The 14,028-nt window shown below is 71.8% G+C and carries 14 protein-coding genes; 8 read left to right on the top strand and 6 right to left on the bottom strand.

Going from position 1 to position 14,028, the window contains the following annotated elements:
• The first annotated feature begins 167 nt into the window (after positions 1-167).
• Positions 168-908 carry a ferritin-like fold-containing protein gene (locus ACU6WZ_RS08265; protein ID WP_447032466.1) on the top strand — a complete coding sequence of 247 codons (741 nt, stop codon included), beginning with the start codon at positions 168-170 and terminating at the stop codon, positions 906-908.
• A 176-nt stretch (positions 909-1,084) separates the two neighbouring features.
• On the opposite strand, the gene ACU6WZ_RS08260 is transcribed toward ACU6WZ_RS08265, so the two are convergent.
• The 4 genes from ACU6WZ_RS08260 to ACU6WZ_RS08245 form a co-directional block, all read right to left on the bottom strand.
• Positions 1,085-1,351, bottom strand: coding sequence for a hypothetical protein (locus ACU6WZ_RS08260; protein WP_447032465.1), 267 nt, complete (start codon positions 1,349-1,351; stop codon positions 1,085-1,087).
• Positions 1,352-1,531: 180 nt separating this feature from the next.
• Positions 1,532-1,759, bottom strand: coding sequence for a DUF3107 domain-containing protein (locus tag ACU6WZ_RS08255; protein WP_189715631.1), 228 nt, complete (start codon positions 1,757-1,759; stop codon positions 1,532-1,534).
• A gap of 168 nt (positions 1,760-1,927) precedes the next feature.
• On the bottom strand, positions 1,928-2,587 hold the full coding sequence (locus ACU6WZ_RS08250; RefSeq protein WP_447032464.1) for a TetR/AcrR family transcriptional regulator: 660 nt from the start codon (positions 2,585-2,587) through the stop codon (positions 1,928-1,930).
• 157 nt (positions 2,588-2,744) lie between these two features.
• A complete protein-coding gene (locus ACU6WZ_RS08245; protein WP_447032463.1) occupies positions 2,745-2,981 on the bottom strand; it encodes a hypothetical protein in 237 nt (78 codons plus the stop codon).
• A gap of 123 nt (positions 2,982-3,104) precedes the next feature.
• Here ACU6WZ_RS08245 and ACU6WZ_RS08240 point away from each other — a divergent pair, with 123 nt between their 5' ends.
• From ACU6WZ_RS08240 to moeZ, 7 genes are all read left to right on the top strand, one after another.
• Positions 3,105-4,067: an alpha/beta fold hydrolase gene (locus ACU6WZ_RS08240; protein ID WP_447032462.1), complete on the top strand. Its 963-nt coding sequence runs from the start codon at positions 3,105-3,107 to the stop codon at positions 4,065-4,067.
• Positions 4,068-4,075: 8 nt separating this feature from the next.
• The gene (locus tag ACU6WZ_RS08235) at positions 4,076-5,452 is read left to right on the top strand and encodes a DUF3152 domain-containing protein (protein WP_447032461.1); all 1,377 of its coding nucleotides are present in this window, start codon (positions 4,076-4,078) and stop codon (positions 5,450-5,452) included.
• A gap of 218 nt (positions 5,453-5,670) precedes the next feature.
• On the top strand, positions 5,671-7,530 hold the full coding sequence (locus ACU6WZ_RS08230; RefSeq protein ID WP_447032460.1) for a DUF3492 domain-containing protein: 1,860 nt from the start codon (positions 5,671-5,673) through the stop codon (positions 7,528-7,530).
• 156 nt (positions 7,531-7,686) lie between these two features.
• On the top strand, positions 7,687-9,078 hold the full coding sequence (locus tag ACU6WZ_RS08225) for a hypothetical protein (RefSeq protein ID WP_447032459.1): 1,392 nt from the start codon (positions 7,687-7,689) through the stop codon (positions 9,076-9,078).
• 189 nt (positions 9,079-9,267) lie between these two features.
• The gene (locus ACU6WZ_RS08220; protein ID WP_447032458.1) at positions 9,268-10,278 is read left to right on the top strand and encodes an SDR family oxidoreductase; all 1,011 of its coding nucleotides are present in this window, start codon (positions 9,268-9,270) and stop codon (positions 10,276-10,278) included.
• Entirely contained in the window at positions 10,266-11,021 is a 756-nt protein-coding gene (locus tag ACU6WZ_RS08215) for a spherulation-specific family 4 protein (RefSeq protein WP_447032457.1), read from the top strand. Before ACU6WZ_RS08220 ends, ACU6WZ_RS08215 begins: the two co-directional genes overlap by 13 nt.
• A 63-nt stretch (positions 11,022-11,084) precedes the next feature.
• Positions 11,085-12,263: an adenylyltransferase/sulfurtransferase MoeZ gene (gene moeZ / locus ACU6WZ_RS08210; RefSeq protein WP_447032456.1), complete on the top strand. Its 1,179-nt coding sequence runs from the start codon at positions 11,085-11,087 to the stop codon at positions 12,261-12,263.
• A gap of 88 nt (positions 12,264-12,351) precedes the next feature.
• On the opposite strand, the gene ACU6WZ_RS08205 is transcribed toward moeZ, so the two are convergent.
• Both ACU6WZ_RS08205 and ACU6WZ_RS08200 read right to left on the bottom strand, forming a co-directional pair.
• The gene (locus ACU6WZ_RS08205; RefSeq protein WP_447032455.1) at positions 12,352-13,242 is read right to left on the bottom strand and encodes a ParB/RepB/Spo0J family partition protein; all 891 of its coding nucleotides are present in this window, start codon (positions 13,240-13,242) and stop codon (positions 12,352-12,354) included.
• Positions 13,242-14,009: a nucleotide-binding protein gene (locus ACU6WZ_RS08200; RefSeq protein ID WP_447032454.1), complete on the bottom strand. Its 768-nt coding sequence runs from the start codon at positions 14,007-14,009 to the stop codon at positions 13,242-13,244. Before ACU6WZ_RS08200 ends, ACU6WZ_RS08205 begins: the two co-directional genes overlap by 1 nt.
• Positions 14,010-14,028: the final 19 nt, after the last annotated feature.

Raw genomic sequence — 14,028 nt, 5'->3', positions numbered from 1 at the left:
ATTCAATCGCGCCGCACATACCCCGGATATACCCGAGTACTCTGCAGGCGCATTACCACTGTACCCCGGAATCGCGCATGTGTGTTGGGACGATTCCCCGGATCGGTGTGACAGGGGTGCCCGACCAGGCCCTTACGTCCCCGGGCGAGCGGGCTATTGTGCGCTTCATGGAGACGCCTGACAACGCCACTGCCCCCGAAGAAACCCCCAGGACCGGCATCGCCGCCCAGGACTGGGACACGGCGTCCGCCGAGCCCGACTACCGCGCCGCCGTCGTGGATCTGCTGGGCGCGCTCGCCTACGGAGAGCTGGCAGCCTTCGAGCGCCTCGCCGAGGACGCCAAACTTGCGCCGACGCTCGGCGACAAGGCCGAGCTGGCGCACATGGCGTCGGCGGAGTTCCACCACTTCGAGCAGCTGCGCGACCGGCTGGCGGCCATCGACGAGGAGCCGACCGCCGCGATGGAGCCCTTCGCGAAGGCGCTGGACGACTTCCACCGCCAGACCGCGCCGTCGGACTGGCTGGAGGGCCTGGTCAAGGCGTACGTCGGCGACTCGATCGCCAGCGACTTCTACCGCGAGGTCGCGGCCCGCCTGGACTCCGACACCCGTGGGCTGGTGCTCGGTGTGCTCGACGACACAGGCCACGGGAACTTCGCCGTGGAGAAGGTGCGCGCCGCGATCGAGGCGGATCCGCGCTGCGGCGGCCGGCTGGCGCTGTGGGCGCGCAGGCTGATGGGTGAGGCGCTGTCGCAGGCACAGCGGGTCGTCGCGGACCGGGACGCGCTCTCCACGATGCTTGTGGGCGGCGTCGCGGACGGCTTCGACCTGGCCGAGGTCGGGCGGATGTTCTCGCGGATCACCGAGGCGCACACCAAGAGGATGGCGGCGCTGGGCCTCGCGGCCTGACGCCGGGGCGGCTTGGCTGCCCTTACGGCCTGGTGCGCGATAGGGGGCGGATCAAGCCCGCGGCGTATCGCAAGGCGGCGGAGCGTCCTCATAGCGGAGCTATCAGGGCGTTTCGCCAACGCGGCGAGGTGCCGTAGCCGGCGTCGCGGGCCCGTCCCCTATCGCGCACCAGGCCGTTACGCCGCCGAGGGGCGATGGATGCGGCCCCTGGGGCGGATGAGAAGCGAGAGCAGCACCGCTGCCACCGACACCGCACCGATCAGCGTCGCGACGACATGCCCGGGGCCCAGTGCGACATGTGTCACGTACGCCCCGAAGAGCGCAGCGAGTGGACCGGCCGTCAGAACCCGCTGTCGTGAAGGCAGCCGGTCGGCGAGCCGGTGGTCGGCCGCCCAGGCAAGGGCGAGGCCGAGGGCAATGGAGCCGAGAGCTTCCCAGATCACTTGGTGTCCTCCCGCGCAGCTCGGGTGCAAATGGGTCGTAGCCCGTCCTACCCCCGCCTCCCGGCACGCAACCATGCGCCCACAGAGGGAACCGGCAGATGGAACCCACAGATGGGACCGGCCCGGTGGGATCTCCCACCGGGCCGGTTCCATCTGTGGTGTTACCTGTGCCGCCGACGCCTAGAGTGCGCCGAAGCCCACCCTGCGCGTCGCCGGCTCACCGATCTCCACGTAGGCGATGCGGTCAGCGGGAACGAGGACCGTACGGCCCTTGTCGTCCTTCAGGCTGAGCAGCTGCGCCTTGCCGGCCAGCGCGTCGGATACCGCGCGCTCGACCTCCTCGGCGGACTGCCCGCTCTCCAGAACGATCTCCCGGGGTGCGTGCTGCACGCCGATCTTGACCTCCACGGCTATGTCCCTCCGACGGTCGGTGCTTCGGTGCGACGCTCGCCGCGCCGTACGCAGCACACATTAGCCCGGTGAGGGGACACCGATCGCGCCGACGCCGCACGCCCGCAGCGAACACGGTCCGGGAACCCGGGAACACCGCCTCGTCAGCCCCTCGACAGCACCTCGTCAGATCTCGCCTGCCGGGCGGTCGTGCTCGGTGCCGTGCAGCGGGAAGCCCGCGATGCCACGCCAGGCGAGCGACGTGAGCAGCTGCACCGCCGTGTCGCGCGGAATGGTGCTGCCACTGGAGAGCCAGTAGCGGGCGACCACCTGCGACACCCCGCCGAGCCCGACGGCCAGCAGCATCGACTCGTCCTTGGACAGGCCGGTGTCCTCGGCGATCACCTCACTGATCGCCTCGGCGCACTGGAGCGAGACCCGGTCGACGCGCTCACGCACGGCGGGCTCGTTCGTCAGGTCCGACTCGAAGACGAGTCGGAACGCGCCGCCCTCGTCCTGCACGTACGCGAAATAGGCGTCCATCGTCGCCGCCACGCGCAGCTTGTTGTCCGTCGTCGAGGCGAGGGCCGTGCGCACCGACTGGAGCAGCGACTCGCAGTGCTGGTCCAAAAGCGCGAGGTAAAGCTCCAGCTTGCCCGGGAAGTGCTGGTAGAGGACGGGCTTGCTCACCCCCGCGCGCTCGGCGATGTCGTCCATCGCCGCCGCGTGGTACCCCTGTGCGACAAAGACCTCCTGCGCCGCGCCCAGGAGCTGATTGCGTCGGGCTCGGCGGGGCAGGCGCGTGCCCCTTGGGCGTGCCGCCTCTGTCTGCTCGGTGGCTGTCACGCCGCCTCCCATGTCTTTCAGTGTCGCGGCCCTTCAACAGCACGGCCGTTCCGTGCGCCGGGTGCGCCGCGCCCGCCATCGTACTTTTGGGTAACCCGGCTGTGCGCGGTGCGGACGCAGAATTTCACGGACCGGACGGCGTGGGAAGGCCGACCGGTCATCGGTAGTCGTCTTCGTCGAGGGCGACGACGCGGGCCTGCTCGGCGGCGTCCGCCTCGTTCGCGGCGCCGGGATCGATGCCGGTCAGCGGGGCGTCGTGACGTTGCTGCCACTGCGTGCGCTGTTCGGCCGCGTCCGCTTCGGTGGCGTCCTCTTCGAGCGCGCCGGGTTCGAAGTCTCCGTCCAGGGGCGCTTCCTCTTCGAAGGTGTCCGGGTCGGTGGGATCGACTGGCATCGTGGCTCCCTGTGTGGGGATTCCGGGAAATCTGGGGACGGGCTCGCGTGCCCCATGCTCCGAGGGTAGATCTGTGACGGCGAACACACGATCCAGCGCGTGATCGTCTCGTAACATTGCCGCATGTCTTCGACCGAACTGCCCGGATCCAGCGTCGTCGCCGCCCCGGTGCCCCGGGTCAGCGCCGTGCGGGTCGCCGCCGGGGAGAAGCTGCGTTCGGTGGCGCTGCCGGGACTGACGCTCAATGTGCGTGCCCGGCCCCCGGCGCGTACGGGACTCGCGCCCGCTCTGTACGTACACGGCCTCGGTGGGTCCTCGCAGAACTGGTCGGCGTTGATGCAGCTGCTCGACACCCACGTCGACGGCGAGGCGGTCGACCTGCCCGGCTTCGGCGACTCGCCGCCGCCCGACGACGGCAACTACTCGATCACCGGCCACGCGCGCGCGTGCATCCGTCTGCTCGACGCCGGCGGGCGCGGTCCCGTGCACCTCTTCGGGAACTCGTTGGGCGGCGCCGTCGCCACCCGGGTCGCCGCCGCCAGGCCCGACCTGGTGCGTACCCTCACGCTGGTCTCGCCCGCACTCCCGGAGTTCCGGGTGCAGCGCTCGGCCGTGCCGACCGGGCTGCTCGCGGTGCCGGGCGTCGCCTCGCTGTTCGCCCGGCTCAGCAAGGACTGGACGGCGGAGCAGCGCACCCTCGGCGTGACGGCGCTGTGTTACGGCGATCCGGACTCGGTGTCGCCCGAGGCGTTGCAGCATGCGGTGGAGGAGATGGAGCGGCGGTTGCAACTGCCTCATTTCTGGGACGCCATGACGCGTTCGGCGCGGGGCATCGTCAATGCGTACACACTGGGGGGACAGCACGGTCTGTGGCGGCAGGCGGAGCGGGTGCTCGCGCCGACACTGCTGGTGTACGGAGGGCGGGATCAGCTGGTGTCGTACCGTATGGCGCGCAGGGCGGCGACGGCGTTCCACGGTGCGCGGCTGCTGACGCTGCCCGACGCCGGGCACGTGGCGATGATGGAATACCCCGAGACGGTCGCCGCGGCCGTCCGGGAACTGATCGATGACAGCGGTAGGAGCTGATCCGGCGCGTGGGACGTCACAGTCGCCGAGGCCCCGCAGCAAAGGGGGCCGCCAAGGCCCCAGGTCCGCAGGCACCGGGCGAGAGCAGCGCTGCACGGGCGGACGCGGGAGACGGGCGCCGCACGCGCGGCGCGGACACGGCGGTGCCGGTGTCCCAGCAGGCGGGGCGGTCACGCGAGCCACAGCAGACGTATCAGGCGCAACCGCCCCACGGTCGCCCCGAGCGGGATCAGCAGTACGGCGGCACTCCGGCTCGCGGGGTGCCGCAGGTGCGCGGCGGGCACCCCGAGCAGTGCGAGCCGGGGCGTTTCTCGGGCGGCGCGCGCATTCCGGGGCCCCGGCAGGAATTCGTCGAGGCCTTCGACCACCCCGACAGGCCGGACGGGTGCGACGTGTTCGACGGGTTCGACGAGTCCGGCGCGTGCAGCACCAAGACCGGCAACGGTCGGCCGGTCGATGCCGGTCGCGACCGCGACGTACACCGCCCGGGGGCCGTTGTTCCGGGCGAGGACGGTCCGAACGGAACTGACGGTCCGGGCGGACCCGGCGGTCCCGGAGACGACGGGCCTCCGGCCAAGACGGGCAGGGCCCGCTCCTTCACGGGGATCGTCGCGGCCGCGGTGACGACGGTGCTCGCTGTCGTCGTGGCCGGGCAGGTCGTGCAGGGCGGCGACCAGGACACGGCCTCGGCCCCGGCCGCCGGGGGTCGCAGCACCGCCGAGAGCGACGCGTCGCGTTCCGACGCCCGGCCCACGCCGTCCCGTCAGGCGGGCGCGGCCCCTTCGACGTACACGCAGGCGATGGCCAGGACGTACGCGGTCGACCCGAAACTGACGGCCGACGGCGACTTCGAGGCGATCGGCGGCTTCGACAAGGCGCCCGGCCGCGGGCAGAAGTTCTCCTACCGGGTGGATGTCGAGAAGGGGCTCGGCCTCGACGGCGCGCTCTTCGCCCGCGCGGTCCAGGAAACCCTCAACGACGACCGGAGCTGGGCACACAACGGCGCCAAGACGTTCGAGCGGATCTCATCGGGCCGCGCCGACTTCGTCATCACGCTCGCGAGCCCCGGGACCACGGGAGTGTGGTGCGCGAAGTCCGGTCTGGACACGCTCTCCGGGAACGTCTCGTGCGATTCGGCGGCGACCGAACGCATCATGATCAACGCTTACCGGTGGGCGCAGGGCGCGGAGTCGTTCGGTAAGGAAAAAATGTTCGCCTACCGGCAGATGCTCATCAACCACGAGGTCGGACACCGCCTCGGGCACGGGCACAAGAACTGCGAGACGCCGGGCGCGCTCGCGCCGATCATGCAGCAGCAGACCAAGTCGCTGGACATCGCCGGGATCAAGTGCAAGCCCAATCCGTGGGTATTTCCCGGTCGTTGAGGCCCGCAGGTTGCTGGCCGCAGCTTGACTCTCCGTAACGCAAAGGCCCTGTAGCGCGACAGAACGCTACAGGGGGGCGAAAGTTACGCGTGTTCACCCCTTCTGGTGGTGCGATGGACAACCGTCCGTCGCACCGCCGTCATGTCCGCATACGGTCGGTCCGCTGCGAGTCGCCGGACCAACGGCGGCCGCCGACAAGGGAGATCGGGGGTGTACTCGTGCGGATCGGACTGCTCACGGAGGGTGGCTACCCGTATGCGACAGGTGAATTCAGGCTCTGGTGCGACCGGCTCGTGCGGGGGCTCGCCCAGCACGAGTTCGACATCTACGCCCTGAGCCGCAGTGCGGGCCAGGAGGCGCAGGGCTGGATTCCGCTGCCGCCCCAGGTGCAGCGCGTGCGTACCGCGCCGCTGTGGGCACCGGAAGACGACGGCAGCACGTACGGCAGGCGCGAACGGCGTCGCTTCGCAGCGCACTTCAGGGAGCTGACCGCCGCGATCTGCGCGCCGGGCGGGGGCGGCGGAGGCGACCGGGGTGACGGGGGCGCTGCGGGCGGTGCGGGTGCTGCGGGCGAGGCTGGCAGCGGCGGTCCGAGCGAGGATTTCGCCGCCGGCCTGTACGGACTCGCCGAGCTGGCCCGGGAGCGCGGTGGTCTGCATGCCGCCCTCCGCTCCGAAATCGCCGTACGCGCCCTGGAATCCGCCTGCCGGGCGCGCGGCGCGAACCGCGCGGTGCACGCTGCCACCGTGCCCGACTACCTCGACTTCGTCGACCTGCTGGAGCGCGCCCTGCGGCCGCTGTCCCTCGACTGGTACGACGAGGAGAGCCTCGGCGCCGTCGACCTGTGCCACGCCGCTTCGGGCGGGTCCGCCGCTCTGCCCGGGCTGCTGGCCAAACGCTTCTTCGGGGTTCCGCTGCTGGTCACCGAGTACGGCGTACAACTGCGCGCCCACTACCTGGCCACCGGGGACACGCCCCGCAGCGCGCCGGTTCGGGCGCTGACCGCCGCCTTCCACGGCAGGCTCGCTGCCGAGGTGTACGAGCAGGCCACCCTCATCACCCCCGGCAATACACACGCCCGGCGGTGGCAGGAGCGGTGCGGCGCCGACCGCGCCAAGCTGCGGACGGTCTACCCCGGCATGGACGGCAGCCGGTTCGCCGCGGTGGGGGAGTGGGCGGACGGGCCGGTGGGGGAGCGGCGCGGCGGCGGTGACGCTGCGCCCACGCTGGTCTGGGTGGGCCGCGTCGAGCCCGCGAAGGACCTGATCTCGCTGCTGCACGCGTTCGCGGGCGTACGCAAGGAGGAGCCGACGGCCCGGCTCCGTGTCGTCCACAGCGCCCAGGGTCAGGGAGCAGGCGCGGCGGCGTACCTCGCCCACTGCAAGGGGCTCGCGGCCCAGCTCTTCCCTGACGAGGCGGCCGACGCACACGCCGTCGGCGACAATCCCGTCTCCTTCGAGGAGGTCGGCGGCCCCGAGGCGCCGGATCTGGCCGAGGTGTATGCGGCGGGCAGCGTGGTCGTGCTGTCCAGCGTCGTCGAGGGCTTCCCGGTCAGCCTGGTCGAAGCGATGTTCTGCGGACGCGCCACCGTTTCGACGGACGTGGGGGCGGTCGTCGAAGTCATCGGGGGTACGGGCCTGGTGGTCCCGCCGCGCAACCCGCGCGCCCTGGCCGATGCCTGTGTGGCCCTGCTGCGCGACCGGCAGCGGCGCGAACGGCTGGGCGCGGCGGCGCGGGCGCGGGCGCTCGAACTGTTCACCGTCGAGCAGAACCTCGCGGCATTTCGTGGCATCTACCTGGAGCTGATCTCGCACTGCCCGGTACGCCGTGAAGCGCTCGGCGCCGACGGCGTACCGCTGCCCTTCGCACACCCGGCCGAGGCGCACGTGCGGGGGGCCTGGGCGCGCGGTGGTGCGCGGGGCGTATCGGGGATCGCGTCCGCGTCGGTAGCTCTTTCCGGGGGGTCTTCGGGCCGCGCCGGGCCGTCTGTGCCCGGCTGGGCGGATGGGGCGGGTGGGTCGGCGGCGCGGGTTGGCGTCGGCTCGAACCGGGGGCCGGGAGGCCGCGATGCCTCCTGAGCCGTGCAACCGACCGTGCCACCGAGCGGACCCTGCGAGACCCCGGGCATCTGCCCCAACGCATATGGCCACGACTTCCACCGCCACTTCCACCGCCACTTCCACCGTGACTTCCGCCGCCACTTCCACCGCAACCGTCAGCGCAGGAGGCATGCCATGAGCGCATCCCGTACGCCGGCCGCCCCCGGCGGCCCCGCGCTGGACACCACCTCCACCGAGGCCCTCGGCGCCGCCGGTCAGGCGGCGGACGCGCCCCGCACGCCCGACAGCCCGGGGGGCTGGGACGACGCCCCGTGGGACCTGGGGACCGGGTCGGCGCAGGGTAAGGGCCGCGGGGGTGCGACTGCCGCAAGCCGGTACGCGGGTGTTGCCGCGCCCCCGGCCGCCGTCGCTGCCCCGACGCCGTCCGGAGACGGACGGGCCGGCTCCGCCCCGGCGCGGCGTGGCCCCGCCGACCCCGTGCGCGCGCTCATGCACCGGCACCGGGAGCTGTGCGAACGGGCCGTCGATCCGCTGGAGATCGCCGCCGGGCTGGAGGCGCACGGGGTGACCGACAGGACCGCCGCGCGCTTCCGCCACCGCGATGTCTTCGCGCTCGCCGAGGAGCTCTACGCGCGGGTGCCCCGCGTGGGGGAGTCGGGGAACGCCGGCCACACCGGCGGCCCGGCCGGCGAGCCCCCGGCGTACAAGTCGTCCGTACGCCTCGTACGCCCCGCGCGCACGGCGTACGCGCTGCTGCCGGGCGCCGCCTGCGCGCTGACCGCAGCCGGGCTCGAACTCACCGCGGGTGAGGCGCGGGCGGCCGTCGCTGCCGCGGGCGTCGTCGTCGTCGCTGTCGCACTCGCCGTATGCCTGCGGCACGGCCCCCTGCGCGTGGAGGGGCGTACGTCGCCGACCGCACGGCTGGCCGTGGCTTGGCTGCTCGCATACGCCGTGTTCGGTGACGTACTGCTCGGCCGGCTCGTCCAGGGTGGCCCCCAGGCGCCCTGGGCAGCGGTCACAGCCGCAGCGACCGCGGTGGCCCTCGCCGCCGCCCTGGCCCCCGCCACCTGGTGTGCCCACCTCTTCGCCGTGCGGGGGCGCCGCAAACTCGCCACGAGCCGCGGCACCGAGGAGTTCGCAGGCGCCCTGAGGCCGCTGCTGGCAGGAGTCACCGGACTGTTCGTGGCCGTACTCCTGTGTCTGCGTCTCGCGGCCGGCGGCGTGGTCGGCGGGGGAGCGGGGGCCGCCCTCGCGGGCGGTGTCGCCCTCGGCGCCCTGCTCTTCATCGCCAGGCTGCTCGCCGTCCACGGCTTCCCCGAACCTGCCCGCGCCGGCCTCCTGGCGGCAACTGCCTTACAGGTAGGCGCACTTGGGGTGCTACTGGTGGCTCGCCTGCCCGGCTGCGGCTTCCTCGCCGGGCCCGTCGAGGCACTCGTAGCGGTCCTCGTCGAGGCTGGCGGCGCGGGCGCCGTCACCTGCGCCGTGGCCGCCCTCGGCCTGTTCGTCCACGCCACCGCCGCCCTCTCCCGTTCCTCCGCGCACGGGGCCCGGCCCGGCTGTCAGTGAGCTTCGGCCATCGAGGTCCGGCTATCAGTGAGGTCCGGCCATCAGTGAGGTCCGAAGGGCCCCAGAACCTCCCGCGGAGCCGACGCCGCGGGCGTACACCGCAGCACTCACCGCAACATCCCCGAAGGAGAACGTGACCATGACCCCCCAACCCCCAACTTCCGCCGGTCGGCACCGAGGGGACGCACTATGAGGGTGCTGCTGCTGGGTGCCAACGGCTATCTCGGCCGGTTCGTCGCCGACCGCTTGCTCGCCGACCCCGCCGTCCAACTGACCGCCCTCGGACGCGGCGACGACGCCGACGTACGGTTCGACCTCGCCTCCGGCAGCCCCGGCGCGCTGACGCGCTTCCTGGACGCCGTCCACCCCGGGGTCGTCATCAACTGCGCCGGAGCCACTCGGGGCGGCGCCCGCGACCTGACCCGGCACAACACCGTCGCCGTCGCCACCGTCTGCGAGGCCCTGCGCCGCAGCGGCTGCGGGGCGCGGCTCGTACAGCTGGGGTGCGCCGCCGAGTACGGGCCCTCGCAGCACGGTTCGTCGACCGCCGAGGACGCGGTACCCCGCCCCGGCGGCCCGTATGGCGTGAGCAAGCTCGCCGCCACCGAACTGGTGCTCGGCTCCGGGCTCGACGCCGTCGTGCTCCGGGTCTTCTCCCCGGTCGGTCCCGGTACGCCGGCGGGCTCCCCGCTCGGCCGGCTCGCCGAGGCCATGCGGCGCGCGATGCAGTCGGGGGACGGCGAGCTCAAGCTCAGCGGCCTCGGTGTGCAGCGCGACTTCGTCGACGTGCGCGACGTGGCACGCGCCGTGCACGCCGCCTCGCTCTCCGCCGCGCAGGGCGCCGTCAACATCGGCACCGGCCGCGCGGTCCGGCTGCGCGACGCCGCCGCCGTCCTGGCCAGGGTCGCGGGCTACGGCGGCGCCCTCCACGAACTCGACGCCCCGTCCGGATACGCCCCGCCGACCGCCGCGGCGGTGGCCCGCAACGGCGGAGTGGGCGGCGTACTCGCCTCGGTGGGCGCCCCCCGCAGCGAGATGGCGCCCGAGCACGCAGGGACCCCGTACCCCTACCCGGACGGCTGCGGCAGCTGGCAGCAGGCGGACGTACGCACCGCCCGCGACCGGCTGGGGTGGCGTCCGCGGATCGCCCTGGAGGAGTCGCTCGCCGACATCTGGATGGAGGCGGCATGTCGCATCTGACCACGCCACGGCCGCAGTCGGCGGCCACCGCCGCCGACCGCATGGGCTTCGGCGTACCCGGCTACGCGCACCCTCTCGTCGCACCCGTCGAATGGGGCGAGCTCACCCGTCCGGGTACGCCACTGCACTGGGTGGCGCTCAACGTCGCCAACGGTCCCGGTGCCCGCCCCGACCCGCAGTGCCTGGAGGCCGCGGGCCGACTGCGCAACGCGGGTGTGTGGGTCCTCGGCCGGCTCGATGTGGCGTACGGGGCGAGGGCCTTCGCGGAACTGCTCTCCGACGCACACCGGTTCCGTGACTGGTACCGGGTGGACGGCTTCTATCTGGACCGCTGTCCCACAGAGCGGTCACATCTGTCCGAGGTGCGGCGGCTGTGCGGCAGCCTGTCGGGGCTTAGCGAGGGCGACGCCCATCTGGTGCTCGGCCACGGCACACACCCCCACCCGGGCTACGCCGAGACCGCCGACCAGCTGGTGACGTTCTCCGGTCCGTGGACGGACTACCGCTGGTCACAAGTGGCCGAGTGGACCGCGGACTACCCGCCGGAGCGCTTCTGTCACCTCGTGCACGGCCTGCCGCGCACGCATCTGGACGAGGCGGTGCGGATCGCCCGGTGGCAGGGCGCGGGGACGGTGTTCCTCACCGACCACAGCGACCGCGACGGACATACCGATCCATTTGAGGCGCTGCCCGGCTACTGGGACGAAATCGTCTCGCGGATCGGACCGGGTGTCTCGGAATGAGGAGGGGCGTGGCAGTGTTACGCGGAGAACAACCGTACTGATTGACCGACCTACGGAGTCCCCGTGTCGCTGCCACCCCTGGTCGAGCCCGCTTCGGAGCTCACCGTCGACGAGGTTCGCAGGTACTCCCGCCACCTGATCATCCCGGATGTCGGGATGGACGGGCAGAAGCGGCTGAAGAACGCCAAGGTGCTCGCCGTGGGCGCCGGTGGCCTCGGTTCGCCCGCGCTGATGTACCTCGCGGCGGCCGGCGTCGGCACCCTCGGCATCGTGGAGTTCGACGAGGTCGACGAGTCGAACCTGCAGCGCCAGATCATTCACAGTCAGGCCGACATCGGCCGCTCGAAGGCCGAGTCGGCCCGTGACTCGGTCCTCGGGATCAACCCGTACGTGAACGTCGTCCTGCACGAAGAGCGGCTCGAAGCCGAGAACGTGATGGAGATCTTCTCCCAGTACGACCTGATCGTCGACGGCACCGACAACTTCGCGACCCGCTACCTGGTCAACGACGCGTGCGTGCTGCTGAACAAGCCATATGTCTGGGGCTCGATCTACCGCTTCGACGGCCAGGCATCCGTGTTCTGGTCCGAGCACGGGCCCTGCTACCGCTGCCTCTACCCCGAGCCCCCGCCGCCCGGCATGGTCCCGTCCTGCGCGGAGGGCGGCGTGCTGGGTGTGCTCTGCGCGTCCATCGGGTCGATTCAGGTCACCGAAGCGATCAAGGTTCTTACCGGCGTGGGTGACGCGCTGGTCGGGCGCCTGATGATTTACGACGCCCTGGAGATGCAGTACCGCCAGGTCAAGGTCCGCAAGGACCCCGACTGTGCGGTCTGCGGAGAGAACCCGACCGTCACCGAGCTCATCGACTACGAGGCCTTCTGCGGCGTCGTGTCCGAAGAGGCCCAGGAGGCGGCGCTCGGCTCGACGATCACTCCCAAGCAGCTCAAGGAGTGGATCGACGCCGACGAGAAGATCGAGATCATCGACGTCCGTGAGGTCAACGAGTACGAGATCGTCTCGATCCCGGGCGCCAAGCTGATCCCGAAGAACGAGTTCCTGATGGGCACCGCCCTCCAGGACCTGCCGCAGGACAAGCGCATCGTCCTGCACTGCAAGACGGGTGTCCGCAGCGCTGAGGTCCTCGCGGTGCTGAAGTCCGCGGGCTTCGCGGACGCGGTGCACGTCGGCGGCGGAGTCATCGGCTGGGTCCACCAGATCGAGCCGGAGAAGCCGATCTACTAGGGCTTGCCGCATTGGGCTTGTCGAATGCGCGAAGGGGCCGACCCGCCACAGCTGTGGCGGGTCGGCCCCTTCGCGCGGTCCGGTCCGGTCAGCGGCCCCCGGCCAGCAGCTCGGCCACTCTTTCGAGCGCCGCGGGTGAAAGGTTGCGGCGCAGCGCCTCGACCAGTTCCTCCGGCGTGCCCCGGCTGTCGAGGGTGATTACACCGTAATCGCGGCGGCGCGCCTTGGGTACGGGTGCGAGCGCTGCCTCTGTGCTGCCCGGCAGCTGCTGCTGATCGTGCGGCAGCCGGGCGATCCGGCGGGCGTCCTCGACCGAGACCCGGCCGTCGGCCAGCGCCTCCTGAAGATCCTCGCGGAGCTTCATCAGCGACAGCCGTTGTGAGACGAAGCCCTGGGTCTTGCCGATGCGGGCGGCCACCTGGCGCTGCGAGTAGCCATACGAGGTGATCAGGCCCTGGATGGCCTGCGCCTGTTCCAGCTCGGTGAGATCGTCGCGCTGGACGTTCTCGATGAGTGCGTCTTCGTCGGTGCGGGTTGCGTCCTCGCGTACCAGGACCGGTACTTCGTGCAGCCCTGCGAGCTTGGCCGCCGCGAGCCTGCGGTGGCCGTGCAGTACGACGTAGGGGGCGCTGCCCACCGCCTCCTCGTGCTGGGGATGGGCGGCGAGGAACGCGCTGCGGGAGACGACGCCCAGTGCCTGGAGCACCCCGCGCTCGCGCACCGTCCCGGCCAGGCCGTCGAGGTCGCGCAGCTCGCGGCGCGGGTTGTCGGGGTTCTCGGCAAGGTCCGAGAGAGGGACGGTCAGCTGGTACGTATCGCGTTCGGTGCGCGGGGCCGGGGCTGAGCCGGAGGTCGCGGCCGGGGCCGCGGTGGTGGCCGTGGCCGTGACCGTGGCCTTGGTCGAGTCTGGGCCTTGGGTACCTTGGGTGCCCTGGGTGTCCTGTGTGAGGAGAGTCGCGAGGTCGATGCGGCGTCCCATCAGCGTGCCACCGCCTTCTTGCTCCTGCGGCGCGGACGCCTGGGTCCCGCGGGCGCCGGGATCACCGCGAGGCCGACCTCGAGGGCCAGTCGGAAGAAGTCCTCGCGGGCCTGGAGTGCGACCCGGTTGGCGCCGTACTGCGTGACGACAAGACCGTCGGCCGAGGCGCGGGTGTGCAGCTTGTAGTGGCGGACGACGGTGCGGGCGAGCGGCCAGCCCTGCGCTTCGACGAACGCCCGGGTCTGGTCCAGGTCCGCTTTGCCGTCACGCGGGTCCCAGTTGTTGATGACCACGCGGAACGGCAGTCCGCGCGGTTTCACGACCCGCTCGATCGTGCGCTGCGTGGGCTGGAAACCGAGGGGCTCGGGCTCGATCGGCACGATCACGTCGTGCGCGCTGTCGAGCACGGCGCGCAGCGCGTCGGCCGCGGCGCCCTTGCCGAGCGGGTCCTCGGCGTCGGTCTCCGCGAGGTCCAGCCAGCCCGGAGTGTCGACGAAGACGTGCTGGGCGGACGGGATGCGGGGGAGCGCGGTCAGCCCGTCGAGGTCATCATGCGCCTGTACGAAGTCGAACGGCAGCCCGTCGCCCACTCGTTCCGACCACCAGACTGCGGAGCCCTGCGGGTCGATCGACACAGCGACGACCGGCGACTGCTCGCCCTCGCGGCCGGCACCGAGCACATCGGCTGTGACGGCGGCGAGGTTGACGGCCAGCGTGGATTTGCCCACGCCACCCTTCTGATTGAGGATCACATGTACGTGTGCCACGACCACTCTCCCTGATTAA

Source organism: Streptomyces hypolithicus, assembly GCF_052934925.1.
The sequence above is the reverse complement of the archived record's forward strand: the minus strand, read 5'-3'. Positions and strand labels throughout refer to the sequence as shown.

Excerpts from the sequence above, each read along its gene's own strand:
- ACU6WZ_RS08265 (WP_447032466.1), top strand. The coding sequence starts at position 168 with ATGGAGACGCCTGACAACGCCACTGCCCCCGAAGAAACCCCCAGGACC.
- ACU6WZ_RS08245 (WP_447032463.1), bottom strand. The coding sequence starts at position 2,981 with ATGCCAGTCGATCCCACCGACCCGGACACCTTCGAAGAGGAAGCGCCC.
- ACU6WZ_RS08240 (WP_447032462.1), top strand. The coding sequence starts at position 3,105 with ATGTCTTCGACCGAACTGCCCGGATCCAGCGTCGTCGCCGCCCCGGTG.
- ACU6WZ_RS08225 (WP_447032459.1), top strand. The coding sequence starts at position 7,687 with ATGAGCGCATCCCGTACGCCGGCCGCCCCCGGCGGCCCCGCGCTGGAC.
- ACU6WZ_RS08220 (WP_447032458.1), top strand. The coding sequence starts at position 9,268 with ATGAGGGTGCTGCTGCTGGGTGCCAACGGCTATCTCGGCCGGTTCGTC.
- ACU6WZ_RS08215 (WP_447032457.1), top strand. The coding sequence starts at position 10,266 with ATGTCGCATCTGACCACGCCACGGCCGCAGTCGGCGGCCACCGCCGCC.
- ACU6WZ_RS08205 (WP_447032455.1), bottom strand. The coding sequence starts at position 13,242 with ATGGGACGCCGCATCGACCTCGCGACTCTCCTCACACAGGACACCCAG.